The organism is Pseudomonas sp. ANT_H12B (genome assembly GCF_008369325.1).
Lineage (GTDB): Bacteria > Pseudomonadota > Gammaproteobacteria > Pseudomonadales > Pseudomonadaceae > Aquipseudomonas.
This window is the reverse complement of record NZ_VOBI01000010.1, coordinates 97,050-113,081: the sequence shown is the minus strand read 5'-3', so window position 1 is coordinate 113,081 and position 16,032 is coordinate 97,050. Positions and strand designations below refer to the sequence as shown.

At 57.3% G+C, this 16,032-nt stretch carries 11 protein-coding genes and 1 pseudogene; 3 read left to right on the top strand and 9 right to left on the bottom strand.

Going from position 1 to position 16,032, the window contains the following annotated elements; translation table 11 throughout:
• Positions 1-29: 29 nt before the first annotated feature.
• The gene (locus FQ185_RS16965; RefSeq protein ID WP_149418406.1) at positions 30-1,343 is read right to left on the bottom strand and encodes a C4-dicarboxylate transporter DctA; all 1,314 of its coding nucleotides are present in this window, start codon (positions 1,341-1,343) and stop codon (positions 30-32) included.
• A 148-nt stretch (positions 1,344-1,491) separates the two neighbouring features.
• Between FQ185_RS16965 and FQ185_RS30205 the strand changes: the two genes are divergently transcribed.
• Positions 1,492-1,659 carry a hypothetical protein gene (locus tag FQ185_RS30205; protein ID WP_178113546.1) on the top strand — a complete coding sequence of 56 codons (168 nt, stop codon included), beginning with the start codon at positions 1,492-1,494 and terminating at the stop codon, positions 1,657-1,659.
• A 77-nt stretch (positions 1,660-1,736) separates the two neighbouring features.
• On the opposite strand, the gene FQ185_RS16955 is transcribed toward FQ185_RS30205, so the two are convergent.
• From FQ185_RS16955 to FQ185_RS16935, 5 genes and pseudogenes are all read right to left on the bottom strand, one after another.
• Positions 1,737-2,288 carry a hypothetical protein gene (locus FQ185_RS16955; RefSeq protein ID WP_149418404.1) on the bottom strand — a complete coding sequence of 184 codons (552 nt, stop codon included), beginning with the start codon at positions 2,286-2,288 and terminating at the stop codon, positions 1,737-1,739.
• A gap of 422 nt (positions 2,289-2,710) precedes the next feature.
• Positions 2,711-2,955 (bottom strand): annotated as a pseudogene (locus FQ185_RS16950) (IS110 family transposase); the annotation flags it as partial.
• Positions 2,956-3,189: 234 nt separating this feature from the next.
• Positions 3,190-3,732, bottom strand: coding sequence for a hypothetical protein (locus tag FQ185_RS16945; RefSeq protein WP_149418403.1), 543 nt, complete (start codon positions 3,730-3,732; stop codon positions 3,190-3,192).
• Positions 3,733-4,050: 318 nt separating this feature from the next.
• Positions 4,051-5,304, bottom strand: a complete 1,254-nt coding sequence (gene glyA, locus FQ185_RS16940) for a serine hydroxymethyltransferase (protein WP_149418402.1) — start codon at positions 5,302-5,304, stop codon at positions 4,051-4,053.
• 241 nt (positions 5,305-5,545) lie between these two features.
• Entirely contained in the window at positions 5,546-9,394 is a 3,849-nt protein-coding gene (locus FQ185_RS16935) for a bifunctional diguanylate cyclase/phosphodiesterase (RefSeq protein ID WP_149418401.1), read from the bottom strand.
• 283 nt (positions 9,395-9,677) lie between these two features.
• On the opposite strand from FQ185_RS16935, the gene ettA reads away from it, so the two are divergent.
• Positions 9,678-11,342, top strand: a complete 1,665-nt coding sequence (gene ettA / locus FQ185_RS16930) for an energy-dependent translational throttle protein EttA (RefSeq protein ID WP_149418400.1) — start codon at positions 9,678-9,680, stop codon at positions 11,340-11,342.
• Between the two features lie 373 nt (positions 11,343-11,715).
• Positions 11,716-13,053, top strand: a complete 1,338-nt coding sequence (gdhA, locus tag FQ185_RS16925) for an NADP-specific glutamate dehydrogenase (RefSeq protein WP_149418399.1) — start codon at positions 11,716-11,718, stop codon at positions 13,051-13,053.
• Here the strand turns inward: gdhA and FQ185_RS16920 are convergent.
• The 3 genes from FQ185_RS16920 to FQ185_RS16910 all read right to left on the bottom strand — a co-directional run bounded on the left by FQ185_RS16920 (position 13,050) and on the right by FQ185_RS16910 (position 15,949).
• Complete coding sequence (locus tag FQ185_RS16920; RefSeq protein WP_149418398.1) at positions 13,050-13,544, bottom strand: GreA/GreB family elongation factor; 495 nt, start codon at positions 13,542-13,544, stop codon at positions 13,050-13,052. The two genes, gdhA and FQ185_RS16920, sit on opposite strands and share 4 nt — an antisense overlap.
• Before the next feature lie 70 nt (positions 13,545-13,614).
• Complete coding sequence (locus FQ185_RS16915; RefSeq protein WP_149418397.1) at positions 13,615-13,971, bottom strand: hypothetical protein; 357 nt, start codon at positions 13,969-13,971, stop codon at positions 13,615-13,617.
• Positions 13,972-14,095: 124 nt separating this feature from the next.
• The gene (locus FQ185_RS16910) at positions 14,096-15,949 is read right to left on the bottom strand and encodes a DUF4105 domain-containing protein (RefSeq protein WP_149418396.1); all 1,854 of its coding nucleotides are present in this window, start codon (positions 15,947-15,949) and stop codon (positions 14,096-14,098) included.
• Positions 15,950-16,032: the final 83 nt, after the last annotated feature.

Genomic DNA, 16,032 nt, shown 5'->3' with positions numbered 1-16,032 from the left:
GCCTGCCCTCGGGCAGGCACGGCGATTATTCAGAATTCCTGCTGATGGGCCGGTGCGACCGGTTTTCTGGGCTGAAAGGTATACCCCAGTTCACCGGAAAGCACTTTGTTCGCCCGTTGGATATCGATGTCCTTTTCCCAGCGCGCGATGGCCACGGTGGCGACGCAGTTGCCGATCAGGTTGGTCAGCGCCCGGCCGATGCCCATGAACCAGTCCACCGCCAGCACCAGCACCAGGCCCACTACCGGAATCGCCGGAATCGCGGTCAGGGTTGCCGCCAGAATCACCAGCGCCGAGCCGGGAATCCCGTGGGCTCCTTTGGAGGTGATTAGCGACACCAGCAGAATCGTCAGCAAGTCAGTCATGGCCAACGGCGTACCGGTGGCGTTGGCGATAAACACAATGGCCAGCGTCAGGTAGATCGAAAAACCGTCCAGGTTAAACGAGTACCCGGTTGGAATGACCAGCCCGACCGTCGAGCTGCCGATACCCAGGTGCTCAAGCTTGCGCATGATTTGTGGCAACACGGCGTCGGAAGAAGCGGTGCCCATGACGATCATCAGTTCTTCACGCAGATACTTGAGCAACGGCCACATCCGCAGACCGGAAAGGCGCATCACCAGGCCGAGAATCAGCGACACGAACGCTACGCAGGTCAGGTAAAACAGGCCGACCAGGCTGCCCAAATGCTGCAGCGAGTCCAGGCCATATTTGCTGGTAGTGAACGCAATTGCCCCGAACACACCAATCGGCGCCAGGCGCACGATCATACCCATGATGCGGAAGATCACGTGGCTGAGTTCGTTGATCAACCGGGAAATACCGGAAGCTGCTTCACCCACCAGATTCAGGGCGCTACCGAACAGCACTGAAAACAACAGCACTTGCAGGATATTGTTGTCGGCAAAGGCACCAATCACCGAGGTCGGGATCAGGTCCATCAGGAACTGCGTGGTGGTGTGCATGTGCTGGCCGCGCTGGGCGATATCGCCTATGTCAGCGGTGGAGAGCTGATCCAGATGAATATTCGCGCCACTGCCGATGCCGGTGCTGAAGGCGAACACCAAGCCGATCACCAGAGCGATGGTGGTCAGGATTTCGAAGTAAATCACCGATTTCAGGCCGATACGTCCGACCTTCTTCAGGTCGCCGGCACCGCTGATGCCGCTGACCACTACGCAGAACACGATCAGACCGATGAGCATCTTGATCAGTTTGATGAAGCCGTCGCCGAGGGGTTTTAGCTGGGCGGAGTATTCAGGAAGGGTCAGCCCGCAGACGATGCCGAGCACCAGTCCGAGAACCACTTGGAGGAAGATTGAGCGCGAGCACCATCTGAGCATGGGAGGAATCCTGGTCGGTGTCCTGGCTGCCGTGCGCTTAGCGCATCAGATTCAGGACTTAATTATTGTGGTCTTACCGGTATGTCCAGTGCAGGCGCAGTCTAGGCTAGGGTTTTTCTCAATTACAAGGGGAAACCGAAAAATTGGCATGACCGGTCTGACCAGTGGTGCTCAGTTCCTTGCGCTTAAACAGGCGTGTGACGCGGAGATGGCTGACGATGAGGCGCGGGAAGGGCGTGAAGCGATTATTGCCAATGTTGCGGGAAGAGTGTGGAGTCAATCAAGCGTGATTGTGGTTTTAGTATTCAATGGCTGATGGCAAGAGCATATGTTTTTACCCTGAGTTTGGCCGATCATATCATCGGCCAAACTGTGAAAAATAGCGTGGAAAGCTTAAACTTCTTTGGGGTAATCAAGGTAGTGGGCGTTTCGTTCCAGGATTGTAAAATTAAACATGTATGGAGATTCATTCCTGTCGGCAAAATAAGTAAATTTGGAATCGTGCAGTCGGTGTATGTGCAGAGCTCCGGGCGATCCTGCTACCTGTAGATATATATTTAATGTATCTGTTTTGACGCCGTCAATTGGCAGGATAAATCCTCGCTTATCTATCAGGTTAAAGGTTTTCGCTCCTTCGCTCGGAAAGGCACCCAGAAGTCCATTTTCACTAATGCTGAGACACTTTCCATAATAGGGGCCTGGTGTCCGGATGTAGAGCCTGTAACCGGAACTGGTATACCTGAAATAAAGGGTTAAACGGGGTTCGGGGCGTAGGCTCAGAAAGTGGGAGTCATCCCGCGTTTCTGGTCTTCCGGTGAAGAACCCACCACTGAAGGACGAGGAGAATACGGTTGCTTCTTCTCCATGCACCACGTCAAGAAAGTGAACCAAAGTAGTTTGGGCGCCAATGGTCGCGATAAAGGATTTTTGTCGGTCGGTACTCATGATGTGTTCTCAATATCCATTTGAGTGTTTTTAAGAGGTAAAGCTAGTTGGTTAACAAGTTAATGGCTTTGCTGAAATCTAGAATATAGGTGTTTGGGTATTTGTGTAGGGTTGCGTTGAGCTTATGTACATCCAATTGTTTTGGCGGATGTAGTGAGTCGGTTAGTGTTTTTTGAATATAGGGTTGCGGTTGAGTTGGTTTAATTGGGTGGCGAACAATTCTTGCGTGTCCTGCCTGTCTAAAAGTTGCGTGCACAAAAATGTATGGTCAGCCCATCTCCTGCAACCTTATTGGTTGTTTTCGGTAAAGCTGGCTTGCGCTAATGTATTCGGGCTCGTTGTGAGCGTTGCTGTTACAACGCTCGGCCCTCGATGAGTAGCCGCTCCCGACTGTCCTGAAAAACCACAGCCTTGAGGCGCAATGGAACCGGATGCTGCGGGGCGATCAGCTTCACCTCAAGGCCCATTGCACCGATCTTTCGAGCCAGCCAATGGGCGCCGCCGCACGATTCCATCACCACCGTGCAGGCCGACAGTTGGGCCAATGTGCTGAGCAACTGGCCGCGACTGGTTTCTTGCGTAAAACCTGATGACCTTTGGCGACCTGGCCGTGCAGGTGGAAACTGTGTTTGCCAATGTCGATACCGAGAAGTGTCATCGTGTTCATGAGAGATCCTCCGCCAAAAACGAGAAAAGCCCTGCAAGCGTAAACCTGCTGGACTTCTCGATCAGACTGACCATCTCATTAAGTCCGATCATTCCTGGTCGGGCTTTTTTATTCGGTAATGCGGGCTGGTTAAGCGCCGTACACCGGCAGCTTTTTGCAGATTGCCTTGACCTTCTCATGAGTGGTCACAGTTGGAGTACCAGAGTCCTGCTCTCGAGGGGGCGATCGGCTGCTTTACATAGAAACATTACGCTTGATGATTTTCAGTTCGAAGAATACAAGTCGTCCACCGCGATCTTCGTAGTCCGTAAGCACCGGGAAGTTAGGTGCTTCGCCATAGGTATGGACTTCTCGGCGTTGTGGTCCAGTGTGAAGGCGAATTTTATTGAATTCATCTGGCAAGTCATCAAGTTTCGAATTTTCACCCGTGCGGTTTATGATGCGAAAGTAAGTGGGGTCATCACCCTCGAAGACTGTTAAGTTGCGCAGTTCGCCTTCCATACTTGCAGTATTGATGAACTTCCCACTGTCATCTGCAATCTTGATGGTATAGACATCGTCGTGATAGACGAAGAGGAAAGTGTCGGGAGTTACACCCTCGCCGTAGCTCAGAAGATTTGCGGAATGAACGAGTTTCCTACGGAGAACCTCGGCCCATTCCTCCGGGATATCAGGGGCTTCGAGCATTTTTTGCATGATCTTGCGAGATACGGCTACCGGCTTGTTGTCGACAAATAGTTGAGCGGTGAATGATTGTGTTTTATCTATGTTTTGCATCGTGAATGTCTCTCGTATGATAGGTGAATAACCTTTGTTGTTGATTGCTTGGTAAGTCAGGTTATTCGTTGTTCTGTTATGAGTTGGAGTTAGACTATCATGAGGTTTTCAGGTGGGTGTTTTTGGTGTGTTGCAAAATAATAGATCTTTTTCGGTATTTTGTGTGTCGCCAAGTTGGTGTGGTTGGGAGTTGTTGGTGTAATTAATAAGTAGTTATTGATGTTGATATATAAGTAGGTTGTTATTGGCGTTACGAAACACAGACGAAAAAAACCGGCACAAGTGCCGGCTTTTTTTACTGCGGTTTAACGGGGCTGATTAAGCGCCGTACACCGGCAGCTTCTTGCAGATGGTCTTGACCTTCTCACGAACGGCGTCGATCACCGCTTCGTTGTTCAGGTCCGCCAGGATGTCGCAGATCCAACCGGCCAGTTCTTTGCACTCTGCTTCCTTGAAGCCGCGAGTGGTCACAGCCGGAGTACCGAAGCGCAGGCCGGAGGTGACGAACGGGGAGCGTGGATCGTTTGGCACGGAGTTCTTGTTCACGGTGATGAACGCTTTGCCCAGAGCGGCGTCGGCGTCTTTACCGGAGATTTCCTGCTTGATCAGCGACAGCAGGAACAGGTGGTTTTCAGTACCGCCGGAAACCACGTCGAAACCGCGCTCGATGAATACGCCGGCCATGGCCTTGGCGTTTTTCACCACTTGTTGCTGGTAGGTCTTGAACTCAGGTTGCAGCGCTTCCTTGAAGCAGATCGCTTTAGCCGCGATCACGTGCTCCAGCGGGCCACCCTGGGCGCCAGGGAATACTGCGGAGTTCAGCTTCTTCTCGATGTCGGCGTTGGCGCGAGCCAGGATCAGGCCGCCACGTGGACCGCGCAGGGTCTTGTGCGTGGTGGTGGTCACGACGTCAGCGAATGGGACCGGGTTCGGGTAGACGCCAGCGGCGACCAGACCGGCGACGTGGGCCATGTCGACGAACAGGTAGGCGCCAACCTTGTCGGCGATTTCGCGGAAACGCGGGAAGTCCAGGATCTGCGAGTAAGCAGAGAAACCGGCCACGATCATTTTCGGCTTGTGCTCAACCGCCAGACGCTCGACTTCGTCGTAGTCGATCAGGCCGTTGCCGTCGATGCCGTACTGCACGGCGTTGTACAGCTTGCCGGAGGACGAAACGCTGGCGCCGTGGGTCAGGTGACCGCCATGGGCCAGGCTCATGCCCAGGATGGTGTCGCCCGCTTGCAGCAGAGCCAGGTAAACGGCGCTGTTGGCTTGCGAACCGGCGTGCGGCTGAACGTTGGCGTAATCAGCGCCAAACAGTTCTTTTGCACGGTCGATGGCCAGTTGCTCGACCACGTCGACAAACTCGCAACCACCGTAGTAGCGCTTGCCCGGGTAGCCTTCGGCGTACTTGTTGGTCAGTACCGAGCCTTGAGCTTCCATCACCGCAGGGCTGGTGTAGTTTTCCGAAGCGATCAGCTCAATGTGCTCTTCCTGGCGCTGAGCTTCTTGCTCCATGGCGGCAAAGAGATCGGCGTCGTACTTGGCAATAGTCAAATCACGGCTGAACATGGCGGTCCTCAAGGATCGGGGGCAGAAAAGGGGGGCATTCTAACCCATCGGGTTTTGGAAGGCATATGAAAGGACATCATGTCGCAGACAAGTGGGCTTCATGACGGGATCAGCGGTGATCATGCCGGCCTCATCGCAGGCAAGCTCGCTCACACAGTGGATCTTCAGCGGTCACAAATCTTGCGTGCACCCAAAAAACCTGTGGGAGCCAGCCTGCTGGCGATGGCCTCCCTACAAAATCTCAGTCGAACATGAACAACGCATCATTGCTGAACTGCGCTTCAAACCGGCTCGCCGGCATCGGCCGTCCGAACAGATACCCCTGAACCTCATCACACCCATGCTCGCGCAGGAAGTCGAGCTGCTCATGGGTTTCCACGCCCTCGGCGATGACCGCCAGATTGAGGCTGTGGGCCATGGCAATGATCGCGCGGGCAATCTGCGCATCCTGCTCACCCGATGGCAGGCCGTCGACGAAGGTGCGGTCGATTTTCAGCACATCGATCGGGAATTGCTTGAGGTAGTTGAGCGATGAGTAACCGGTGCCGAAGTCGTCGACCGCAATGCTCAGACCGAGGTTTTTCAGCCCGGCGAGAATCTGCATCGCTTCGCTGACTTCCCGCATCAGGATACTTTCGGTCAGCTCCAGCTCCAGGCACGCGGGTGGCAGGCCGGTTTCCTTGAGGATGGTGGCGATCCGTGTGCCGAGTTGGCCGTCGGAGAATTGCCGGGCCGAAATGTTCACCGACACCTTGGGCACCCGGACCTTGGCCTGATGCCAGGTCTTGAGCTGACGGCAGGCCTCGCTGATCACCCAGTCGCCGACATCCACCACCAGACCGAGTTCTTCGAGCACCGGAATGAAGTCCCCCGGCGGCACCAGTCCGCGCCGCGGATGACGCCAGCGCAGCAAGGCTTCGGCGCCGGTCAAGCGTTTGCCGTCACCGCTGAACTGCGGCTGGTAGTACAGAACGAATTCGTTTTGTTCCAGGGCGTGACGCAGATCGCTTTCCAGCTCCAGACGCTCCAGCGCACTGGCGTTCATGTCTGCCTGATAGAACTGGAAGTTGTTCTTGCCGCGCTCCTTGGCGTGGTACATCGCGGTGTCGGCGTTCTTCATCAGCTGGCTGAGTTCGTTGCCGTCCTGTGGGCTCAAGGCGATGCCGATGCTGGCGGTGACGAAGAATTCGCGGCCTTCAAGCACGAACGGTTTCACCAGGCTCGCGAGAATCTGTTCCGCCACATGAATCGCCCGGTTCAACGCAATTTCACGGTTAATGCGCGGTTGCAGCAGCAAGGTGAATTCATCGCCGCCCATGCGTGCCACGGTGTCGTCATCGTCGACGCAACCGAGCAGTCGCGTGGCCATTTCCTTGAGCATGCGATCGCCCGCGGCGTGGCCCAGGGAGTCGTTGATCGGCTTGAAGCGGTCCAGATCGAGGAACATCAGCACCACCCAGGACTTCTGCCGTTCGGCCGATTGCAGCGCGGTATGCAGGCGATCCTGAAACAGTGTGCGGTTGGGCAGGTGGGTCAGGGCGTCGTAATAGGCGAGGCGATGAATCCGCTGTTCACTGGCCTTGCGCTCGCTGATGTCGCTGAAGAAGCACACATAACTGGCCAGATCGCCTTCATCGTCCAGCACCGCCGTGATCCCGACCCAGGCCGGATAATGTTCGCCATTGCGCCGCTTGAGCCACACTTCACCTTCCCAGGTGCTGTGCTGATGCAGTTGCTTGAGCACATAACGCAGATGGGCTTCCTGCTGATCATCGACCGTCAGCAAGTTCGGCAACTGGTCGAGCACCTGCTCCACGGCATAACCGCTGACGCGGCTGAAGGCTTCGTTGGCCTGGACGATGTAGCCGGCCGGGTCGGTGATCAGGATCGCCGAGGTCGAGTGTTCGAATACGGTCGCCGCCATGCGCAAGTCTTTCTCGGCCCGACGTTGCTGGCTGATGTCGCGACCGACGCCCAGCACGCCTTCGAATGCACCGTGTTCGTCCCAGACCAGCACCAGCCGCAGTTCGATCGGAATCTTGCGCCCGTCGGCCCGCAGGCAGTCGAACAAAAACAGCTGGGTCTGCACCTGACTGCGCAGCAGCGCCAGTTGCTCGGGTTTATTCAGCGCTTTGCTGACCCGGTCCATCAGGGCGTAGATGCCGGCCAGCTGTTGCGGGTTGGCGATGGTCGACTGCCAGCCATTCTGGAAAATCCAGTCGGCGTCGTAGCCCAGCACGGCTTGCACCGACGGGCTGACGTAATTGAGCGCCATCTTGCTGTCGGTGGAGAAAATCACGTCGCTGATGCTTTCGGCGAGCATCCGGTAACGCTGTTCGCTGTCGCGCAGGGACTCGCTGGCTTCGATCTGTTCGGTGATGTCCTTGGCCACGCCGATGATCCGCGTCACCTGATCGTGCTTGTCCCGCGCCAGTGCCTGTTCGCGGATCTCGAAACGCCGCCACTTGCCGTCCCGGTGACGGAAGCGCAGTTGGCACTGCAGCAATTGTCTGTAACCGGCGTGCCGCTGGGTCTGGCGCGAGCGGTGATAGAAATCGGCATCTTCGGGGTGCAGGAGGATTTCCCAGAAGTACTCGCCCATCTGGTGCAGCTCGGTACGGTTGTAACCGAGCGTCTGGCCCAGGTGGTGGTTGCTGAAAATCATTCGCTGGCTGATCACGTCTTGCACGTACAGATGATCCGGCACGGTGCGCACCACGTCGGACCAGAATCCTTCACGCTCCAGCAGCGACAGTTCGATGAGCTTGCGACTGGTGATGTCGGTGATGCTCAGGATCACCGCTTTATAGTCGTCCTGGTCTTCCGGCAGGCGCAGCACCAGCCACAAGTGCTGGTCGCGGCCACTGGCGTCCTGGAGTTTGATTTCCAGTTCAAGCTGCTTCTGATGATTGAGCACCGCTTCGAGCATCTGGTTGCCGATGGCGGTGCCGTCCAGCGGGCCGCCGTCGATCAGCAGTTTGCGCGCCTGATCGCAGGAGTTGACGTTGAGCAGTTGCAGGGCGACCTGGTTGACCTCGGTGATGCGCAATTCCTGCAGCAATTGCTGACGCTGTTCCGGGGTTTCCAGCCAGGCTTGCAGTTGCTCGTTGCTGTGCAACCGGGCCTTGTCGAAACCGCTTTTGAGGCCGGATACGTCGAGTACACACAGGGCGACGCCGGTGCCTTCGAAAATATCCTGATAGCGTCGACGGCCTTCGTGCAGCTGGCGTTGACGCCGACGCATATTCAATAAAACGATGAACGGCAGCAGCGAGAAGGCCAGCCCCAGCAGGCATTTGCCGATAAACGCCGGCAGCAATTGTTCGATCACGCGCTGGCGGTCGAACAGCCCGCGCAGTTGCCAGTCGCTGCTGCTCAGGGGAACCGTCAGCACGCTGTTGGCCTGATCGTCCGGAGTCAGCATGCCCGGATTGACTGAGGGCAGGGCTTCGTCACGGCTGATGATCTGGTGATTGATGCGGTTTTCCACCAGCCATAGGGGGCGGATACCGGCTTCGTTTGGTTTGCTCAGCGACGAAAAAAATGTAGGTGTCAGGCGCAGCACCCAGTAGCCGCGGGTGCTGCCGCTGGCTTGATGTAACAGCAGGTGCACCACGGAGCCATCATCGGCGTTACTGAAATAATGCGCCTGGGCGCGGCTGCGTCGGACCAGTTCACTCAGGTAGTCGGCGTCCTGGCTGTCGGTGGCGCTGTCGCCAAGGATTTTTCCAGAAGGGCTCAGCAACGCAAGGCTGCGCAGTTCAGGCAAGGAATGTTGCAACTTGCGCAGCAGCGCCTGCTGCTCGTCAGCGCTTTGCGGTTGCTCGACGATCGGTAGCAGGTTGAGGGCGATCTGGGCGTTAAGTGCCATGTTCAGGCTGATTTGCGAGGCCAGATCTGCGGAGTAGTCGATGGTGTACTGGCGTTGGCTTTTCTGGGTTTCGCGAAGCTGGTCCAGCAACTGCCAGAACAGCAGTGCGAGCAACAATAGAACGAGCATCGCCAGCGCGCCCTTCAACGAACCGCGCAGGGGGGAGCCGGGCGCAACAGTCGGTGCACTGGTGGTCAGGGGCGGCGTGACATTAGACAAACTGTAATCCTGCGGATTGGCTGGACTGGCGCGACGTGCACTATAAGCCGGACGCCCGAAGGGCGCCTAGCATGCCTTGAGTTGTGGCAAAGTGCCAGTCCTGCCCGGCTGGACTGCCTTCTGTCAATAAGGTAGCTTTGCCGGTTACGCGGGAGCGTTCCAGCTCCTAGAATCAGGTTTTTTCAGCGCGCTGCATTGATAGCCATCAATCGTCGACGCGCACAGCCTGGACGGGCATCGCCTGCGCTCCAATCATTCATCGTTCACTGACCCTAGGTTCTCCATGGCTCAATACGTATTCACCATGCATCGGCTGGGTAAAGTTGTTCCGCCGAAGCGGGAAATCCTCAAAAACATCTCTCTGTCGTTCTTCCCCGGCGCCAAGATCGGCGTACTCGGCCTCAACGGTTCGGGTAAATCCACGCTGCTGAAAATCATGGCGGGCGTCGACACCGAGTTCGACGGCGAAGCCCGTCCGATGCCGGACCTGAACATCGGCTACCTGCCACAGGAACCAATCCTGGATCCGACCAAGACCGTACGTGAAGTGGTCGAGGAAGCGGTCAGCGTGATCAAGAACGCTCAGGCGCGCCTGGACGAGGTCTACGCGGCTTACGCTGAAGAAGACGCCGACTTCGACAAATTGGCTGCCGAACAAGCCAAGCTCGAAGCCATCCTGCAGGCCAGCGACGGTCACAACCTGGATCGCCAACTGGAAGTCGCTGCCGATGCGCTGCGTTTGCCAGCGTGGGATGCCAAGATCGAATTCCTCTCCGGTGGTGAAAAGCGTCGTGTGGCCCTGTGCCGCCTGCTGCTGTCCGCCCCCGACATGCTGCTGCTCGACGAACCAACCAACCACCTGGACGCCGATTCCGTCGCATGGCTGGAGCATTTCCTCCACGACTTCCCGGGCACCGTGGTCGCGATCACGCACGACCGTTACTTCCTGGACAACGTTGCCGGCTGGATCCTCGAGCTCGACCGCGGCGCCGGTATCCCGTACGAGGGCAACTATTCGGGTTGGCTCGAAGCCAAGTCCGATCGTCTGGCTGCCGAATCCAAGCAGCAGTCGGCCCACGAAAAAGCCATGAAGGAAGAACTGGAGTGGGTGCGCAAAGGCGCCAAGGCCCGCCAGTCCAAATCCAAGGCTCGTCTGCAACGCTTCGAAGAAATGCAATCGCAGGAATTCCAGAAGCGCAGCGAAACCAACGAGATCTACATCCCGGCCGGTCCGCGCCTGGGTGACAAGGTCATCGAGTTCAAGAACGTTTCCAAGGGTTATGGCGATCGCGTGTTGATCGACAACCTGTCGTTCTCCATGCCTAAAGGCGCCATCGTTGGTGTGATCGGCGGTAACGGTGCCGGTAAATCGACCCTGTTCCGCATGCTGATGGGCAAGGAAACACCGGATTCGGGCACCATCGAAGTCGGCGAAACCGTGCAACTGGCCTGCGTCGATCAGAGCCGCGAAGACCTGGACGGCAGCAAGACGGTGTTCCAGCAAATCTCCGACGGTTCCGACCAGATCCGCATCGGCAACTACGAGATCCCGTCGCGCACCTACGTCGGTCGCTTCAACTTCAAGGGCGGCGATCAGCAGAAGTTCGTCAAGGACCTGTCCGGTGGTGAGCGCGGTCGCTTGCACCTGGCGCTGACCCTGAAAGAGGGCGGCAACGTCCTGCTGCTCGATGAACCGTCCAACGACCTCGACGTTGAAACCCTGCGTTCCCTGGAAGAAGCCCTGCTGGACTTCCCGGGCGCTGCCATTGTGATCTCTCACGATCGGTGGTTCCTTGACCGCGTCGCGACTCACATCCTGGCCTACGAAGACGACTCGCAAGCCGTGTTCTTCGAAGGCAACTACACCGAGTACGAAGCCGATCGTCGCAAACGTCTCGGCGAAGCCGCTACCCAGCCGCATCGTGTCCGGCACAAAAAACTGGCCTGATTTGGGGTGGGTTGCATAAAGAGCGGAGCCTTTCGGGGCTCCGTTTTTTTTGCGCATTTTTTCAGACGCACCGTGGCGCATTCATCGCAGGCAAGCCAGCTCCCACAAGGATCGAGCAATACCCGAAAGTGCGAACACCACCAAAAACTGTAGGAGCTGGCTTGCCTGCGAAAGCGGTGTATCTGATGGTGCAACGATCCAGATCGTGGATCCCTTTTCCGGTGCACAATCCGTCCGAAATCGGGGTGAATTTATATTCAGTGCACCATTTAATTTCATAAATGCGACATTTTGCGCTGTCATGGTGCGCAGTCAATTTGTTAAAGTCCGGCCCAAACTTTTCCAACGACAATAAATTTGCCGAGACTTTTCCATGATCGAATCCGTCGAATCCTTCCTTGCCCGTCTGAAAAAACGCGACCCGGACCAGCCTGAATTCCATCAGGCCGTAGAAGAAGTCCTGCGCAGCCTGTGGCCGTTTCTTGAAGCCAATCCGCACTATTTGACCTCCGGCATCCTGGAGCGGATTTGCGAGCCGGAACGGGCGATCGTTTTTCGGGTTTCCTGGGTCGACGATCAAGGCAAGGTGCAGGTCAATCGCGGTTTCCGCATCCAGATGAATAGCGCCATCGGTCCTTATAAGGGCGGGCTGCGTTTCCATCCGTCCGTAAACCTTGGCGTGCTGAAGTTCCTCGCCTTCGAACAGACCTTCAAAAACTCGCTGACTTCGCTGCCAATGGGTGGCGGCAAAGGCGGTTCGGACTTCGACCCGAAAGGCAAAAGCGACGCTGAAGTCATGCGGTTTTGCCAGGCCTTCATGAGCGAGTTGTACCGTCACATCGGTGCAGACGTTGACGTTCCGGCCGGTGATATCGGCGTCGGTGCGCGCGAGATCGGTTTTCTGTTCGGCCAATACAAGCGCCTGAGCAATCAGTTCACCAGCGTGCTGACCGGCAAGGGGCCGAGCTATGGCGGAAGCCTGATTCGCCCGGAAGCCACCGGTTTCGGTTGTGTGTACTTCGCGGAAGAAATGCTCAAGCGTCGCGGTGAGGCCGTTGAAGGCAAGCGCGTGGCCATCTCGGGCTCCGGCAACGTTGCGCAATACGCGGCGCGCAAGGTCATGGACCTGGGCGGCAAAGTGATTTCGTTGTCTGACTCCGAAGGCACGCTGTACTGCGAAAGCGGTTTGACCGAAGAGCAGTGGCTGGCGGTGCTGGAACTGAAGAACGTCCAGCGCGGGCGCATCAGTGAGCTGGCCGCCCGATTTGGACTGGAATTTCTCGCTGGCCAGCACCCGTGGGCGTTGAGCTGCGACATCGCGCTACCGTGCGCTACCCAAAACGAACTGGACGCCGAGGCGGCTCGCACGTTACTGCGCAACGGCTGCATCTGTGTGGCAGAAGGCGCGAACATGCCGACCACGCTTGAGGCGGTGGACCTTTTTGTGGAAGCGGACATTTTGTTCGCACCGGGCAAGGCGTCTAACGCCGGTGGTGTCGCGGTGAGTGGGCTGGAGATGTCGCAGAACGCCATGCGTTTGCTATGGACTGGTGGCGAAGTGGACAGCAAGCTCCACGCGATCATGCAGTCGATCCACCATGCGTGCGTGCATTACGGCGAGGAAAATGGCCGGGTCAACTACGTCAAAGGCGCGAACATCGCCGGCTTCGTCAAAGTCGCCGACGCCATGCTCGCTCAAGGCGTGGTTTAAGCTGGTTCGATGCGGATGATCTCGATCAGCTGATCGCCGGCCGGACGTTGCCACAGCACCTCGTCATCGAGTTGCGCCCCGAGCAACGCCCGGCCCAGCGGTGAGCCCCAATTGATCAGTCCCGCCGCCGCGTCGGCCTGATCTTCACCGACCAGTTGCACGGTTTGCTCGGTGTTGTGTTCGTCAGCGAAGGTCACACGGCTGCCGATCTGCACTTTTTGCGTCGAGCTGGGGGCGGTCACTACTTGAGCGCTTTGCAGGCGCTGGTTGAAATACCTCAGGTCTCGCTCAAGGTCGGCCTGACGCTGCTTGTCTGCTTGATCACCTTTCGCGGATTGCTCGCTGAGCAGGTGTTGCAGTTGCGCAACTTTCGCCTGCAACTGGGCCAGCCCCGTGGGCGTGACGTAATTGGGCTGCGCACTGACCTGCCGTTCGACCGGCTGATCGGCTTGCGCGGCGGCGTTATCTTCATTGACGAAGGCGCGACTCATGGTTTTCTCCCGTTATAGGGTTTGGGCCATGGTCGCAGGCTTTTAGTTTCGAGGGATGCCTGTCAGCGACTTATTGCGAGCGATAGGCACGGGCGGCGTCCTGGTCCTTTTGATGTTGCCAGGCTTTGTCCCGATCGTCCCAATGGCGGCTGCGATAATCCTCACGGTCCTCGCTTTCACGCATGGCCTGGCATTGACGAAAGCCGTCGCTCCAGCCCTCGGCATACTGTTTGTCCTTGAGGTAGCGTGGGACGTTTTTGCGGAACTCACCGGTGATTGCGCCAGCGGCTTGTCGGCCACTGCTGCAACCGTCATCGAAACCATCGGCGAATGCCGGTGGATAACCCTTGGCGATCAGATCCTCGTGGGTCGTCTGGCAACCCGCGATCAACATCAGCAAACCCACCACACCCACGCAACGCCACATCTCAGACTCCCAGACCGTCAACGGCCTATGGGGAAGTCTAGGAGTGGATTCGTGAGGCGTTTGTAGAAGGTCTGTGAAAAATCTATTGAACGCCACAAAACAACAGGGGTGGTGGTGTGGCTGATCAATAGTGATACCACTTCACCTCAAGCATCACTTCGTTCTCGGGCGATGCCAGGTGGCTAAATTCGCGTTGGGCACTCAGGCGTAAACCCAGGTTGCGCGACAATTCCCATTGCTGATTCAGACTCACACTACGGCGTACCTCGCCATTGGTGAAGAAGTCGCCCTTGGCCTCCAGACTGAAATTACCCAGCGGATTTTTCCACAGCAGGCCCGTATTGAAACCGGCCGCCGGCGCGATGAACCCGGCGAAGTCGTTGTTGTGCTCCACGCGCACGGTCCCCAGGGCAAACCCGAGCATGTCCTCACCCAGTTGCCAGGTACCGCCGCCGCCACCGTTGACGTGGCTGACCAGGGTTTCGTCGTCATGCTTGCCCGGCACGCGCTCCAGACCGCCCGTGACTTGCCACGACAGCGGTTGCAACAGCTCGTTACGCGGAGTCAGTGAGCGAATGGTCGCCAGGTCCAGCTGCTGCAACTGCCACTCATTGCCTTCGTACTGGCGCAGTTTCATCTGCAGGATCTCGATCTGCGCGCCGAGGGGAAAGCTTTCAGCGTTGTCGTTGAGGTCGTGATAGGCCATGCGCAGGCCATATTCGCCAAAGGCCTTGTCGCCCCGCGTGCCGATGCCGGCCTGCCAGGTGCGCGATTCATGGCCATCCTCAGGCAAGCCGGGTTGCGGGATGTCCAGTTCCGGTGGCGGGTTCTGGTTGATCGCCCGCAGCAGTTCGAAACTGCGCTGCGCCCGTTGCGGATCACGCTCCTGGCCGTTGGCGCGGTAGCGCTCCAGGCGATAGGCGGCGTCGATGATCAGCGCCTGACGATCCTTGGGTCGAGCGTTGAACGCCGGCGTTTGCAGTTGTTTCTGGTCGGCGCTGACTTTCAATACCCATTCCTGTTCTTCGTCAGTCAACGGCTCGGCGCGGCTGAGCAGTTCACGCTCACGGGACGGACGATATTCGATCGACTGCACCAGCCCGGCTTCTTTCACGGCTTTGACGGTGTCAGTGGGAATTGCTGTGAGCGGGAATTGTTCGGTCAGCCGCAGGCTCGGGCGAGCCACTTGCAGCAGTTCCAGCAAGCGATAGGAGCAGTTTTCGTCGAAGAAGAAATAGTCGAACTGGATCTGCTTCAGCTCCCAGACGTGCTCGACCATGCGCTCGGTTTCTTGTTGAGTCAGGTTCAGCCGGTATTCCCACAAATCGCGGTTTTCAAGGCTGCGGTATTCCGAGAGTTTTTCCTGGTAAGGCACCAGCGCAAACAGCCCCGGATAGCCGCCCATCAAACCTTTCCAGGCATACAGGATGCTGTTATCCGAGCCTTCGATGTACGCACCGAAGTTGATTGCGTAACTGAGCAGGGCCGTTTGATCGCTCTGCACATTAGCCTGGTCGATGCGCAGCAGGGTGTGGCCAAACATCGATGACGGACTGTTCAGGTAGGCCGCCGGGAAAATCATCACCGCGCTGTGAGGCGAAACATCCTTGAACCATTGCTTGAATTCGCTGCAGTCCAGTGTCGGCAGGTCAGTCAGGTTGAGCTGCGCTTTGAGCCAGCGGGTACGGGCCGGGTAAACGCACTGCGCGTGTTTTTCGCCAGCGCTGGCCGGGGCGTACAGGGCCTGCACTGTCGCTGCCAGTTCACGCTCGGGATGTTCGTTGCCATCGGCGGCGAGAAAGAATTTCTTGTCGCTGACATAGCTGCGCCAGCCACCGAGTTTGGCGGTTTCGTAGTGGCCCAGGGAAATCCAGAAGGGGTCATTGGCCAGTTGCTGCAAACGTTGATTGTCAATGTGGGGCGCGGCGGACAGCGGGGCGCAGACACAGAGCGCCAGCCAGGCAAGGCGTTTGAGCATAGTGGGCAACTTAAGTCGGAAGAAACAAAGACCCAAAGGGGCAGGCCAAAAGGGCCAGGTTCAAAAAATAAAACCCGCCCCTA

Bases quoted from the DNA above. Each gene is read 5' to 3' on its own strand.
- FQ185_RS16945 (WP_149418403.1), bottom strand. From the start codon at position 3,732: ATGCAAAACATAGATAAAACACAATCATTCACCGCTCAACTATTTGTC.
- ettA (WP_149418400.1), top strand. From the start codon at position 9,678: ATGGCTCAATACGTATTCACCATGCATCGGCTGGGTAAAGTTGTTCCG.
- FQ185_RS16965 (WP_149418406.1), bottom strand. From the start codon at position 1,343: ATGCTCAGATGGTGCTCGCGCTCAATCTTCCTCCAAGTGGTTCTCGGA.
- FQ185_RS16915 (WP_149418397.1), bottom strand. From the start codon at position 13,971: ATGTGGCGTTGCGTGGGTGTGGTGGGTTTGCTGATGTTGATCGCGGGT.
- FQ185_RS16920 (WP_149418398.1), bottom strand. From the start codon at position 13,544: ATGAGTCGCGCCTTCGTCAATGAAGATAACGCCGCCGCGCAAGCCGAT.
- FQ185_RS16955 (WP_149418404.1), bottom strand. From the start codon at position 2,288: ATGAGTACCGACCGACAAAAATCCTTTATCGCGACCATTGGCGCCCAA.
- FQ185_RS16910 (WP_149418396.1), bottom strand. From the start codon at position 15,949: ATGCTCAAACGCCTTGCCTGGCTGGCGCTCTGTGTCTGCGCCCCGCTG.
- glyA (WP_149418402.1), bottom strand. From the start codon at position 5,304: ATGTTCAGCCGTGATTTGACTATTGCCAAGTACGACGCCGATCTCTTT.
- gdhA (WP_149418399.1), top strand. From the start codon at position 11,716: ATGATCGAATCCGTCGAATCCTTCCTTGCCCGTCTGAAAAAACGCGAC.
- FQ185_RS30205 (WP_178113546.1), top strand. From the start codon at position 1,492: ATGACCGGTCTGACCAGTGGTGCTCAGTTCCTTGCGCTTAAACAGGCG.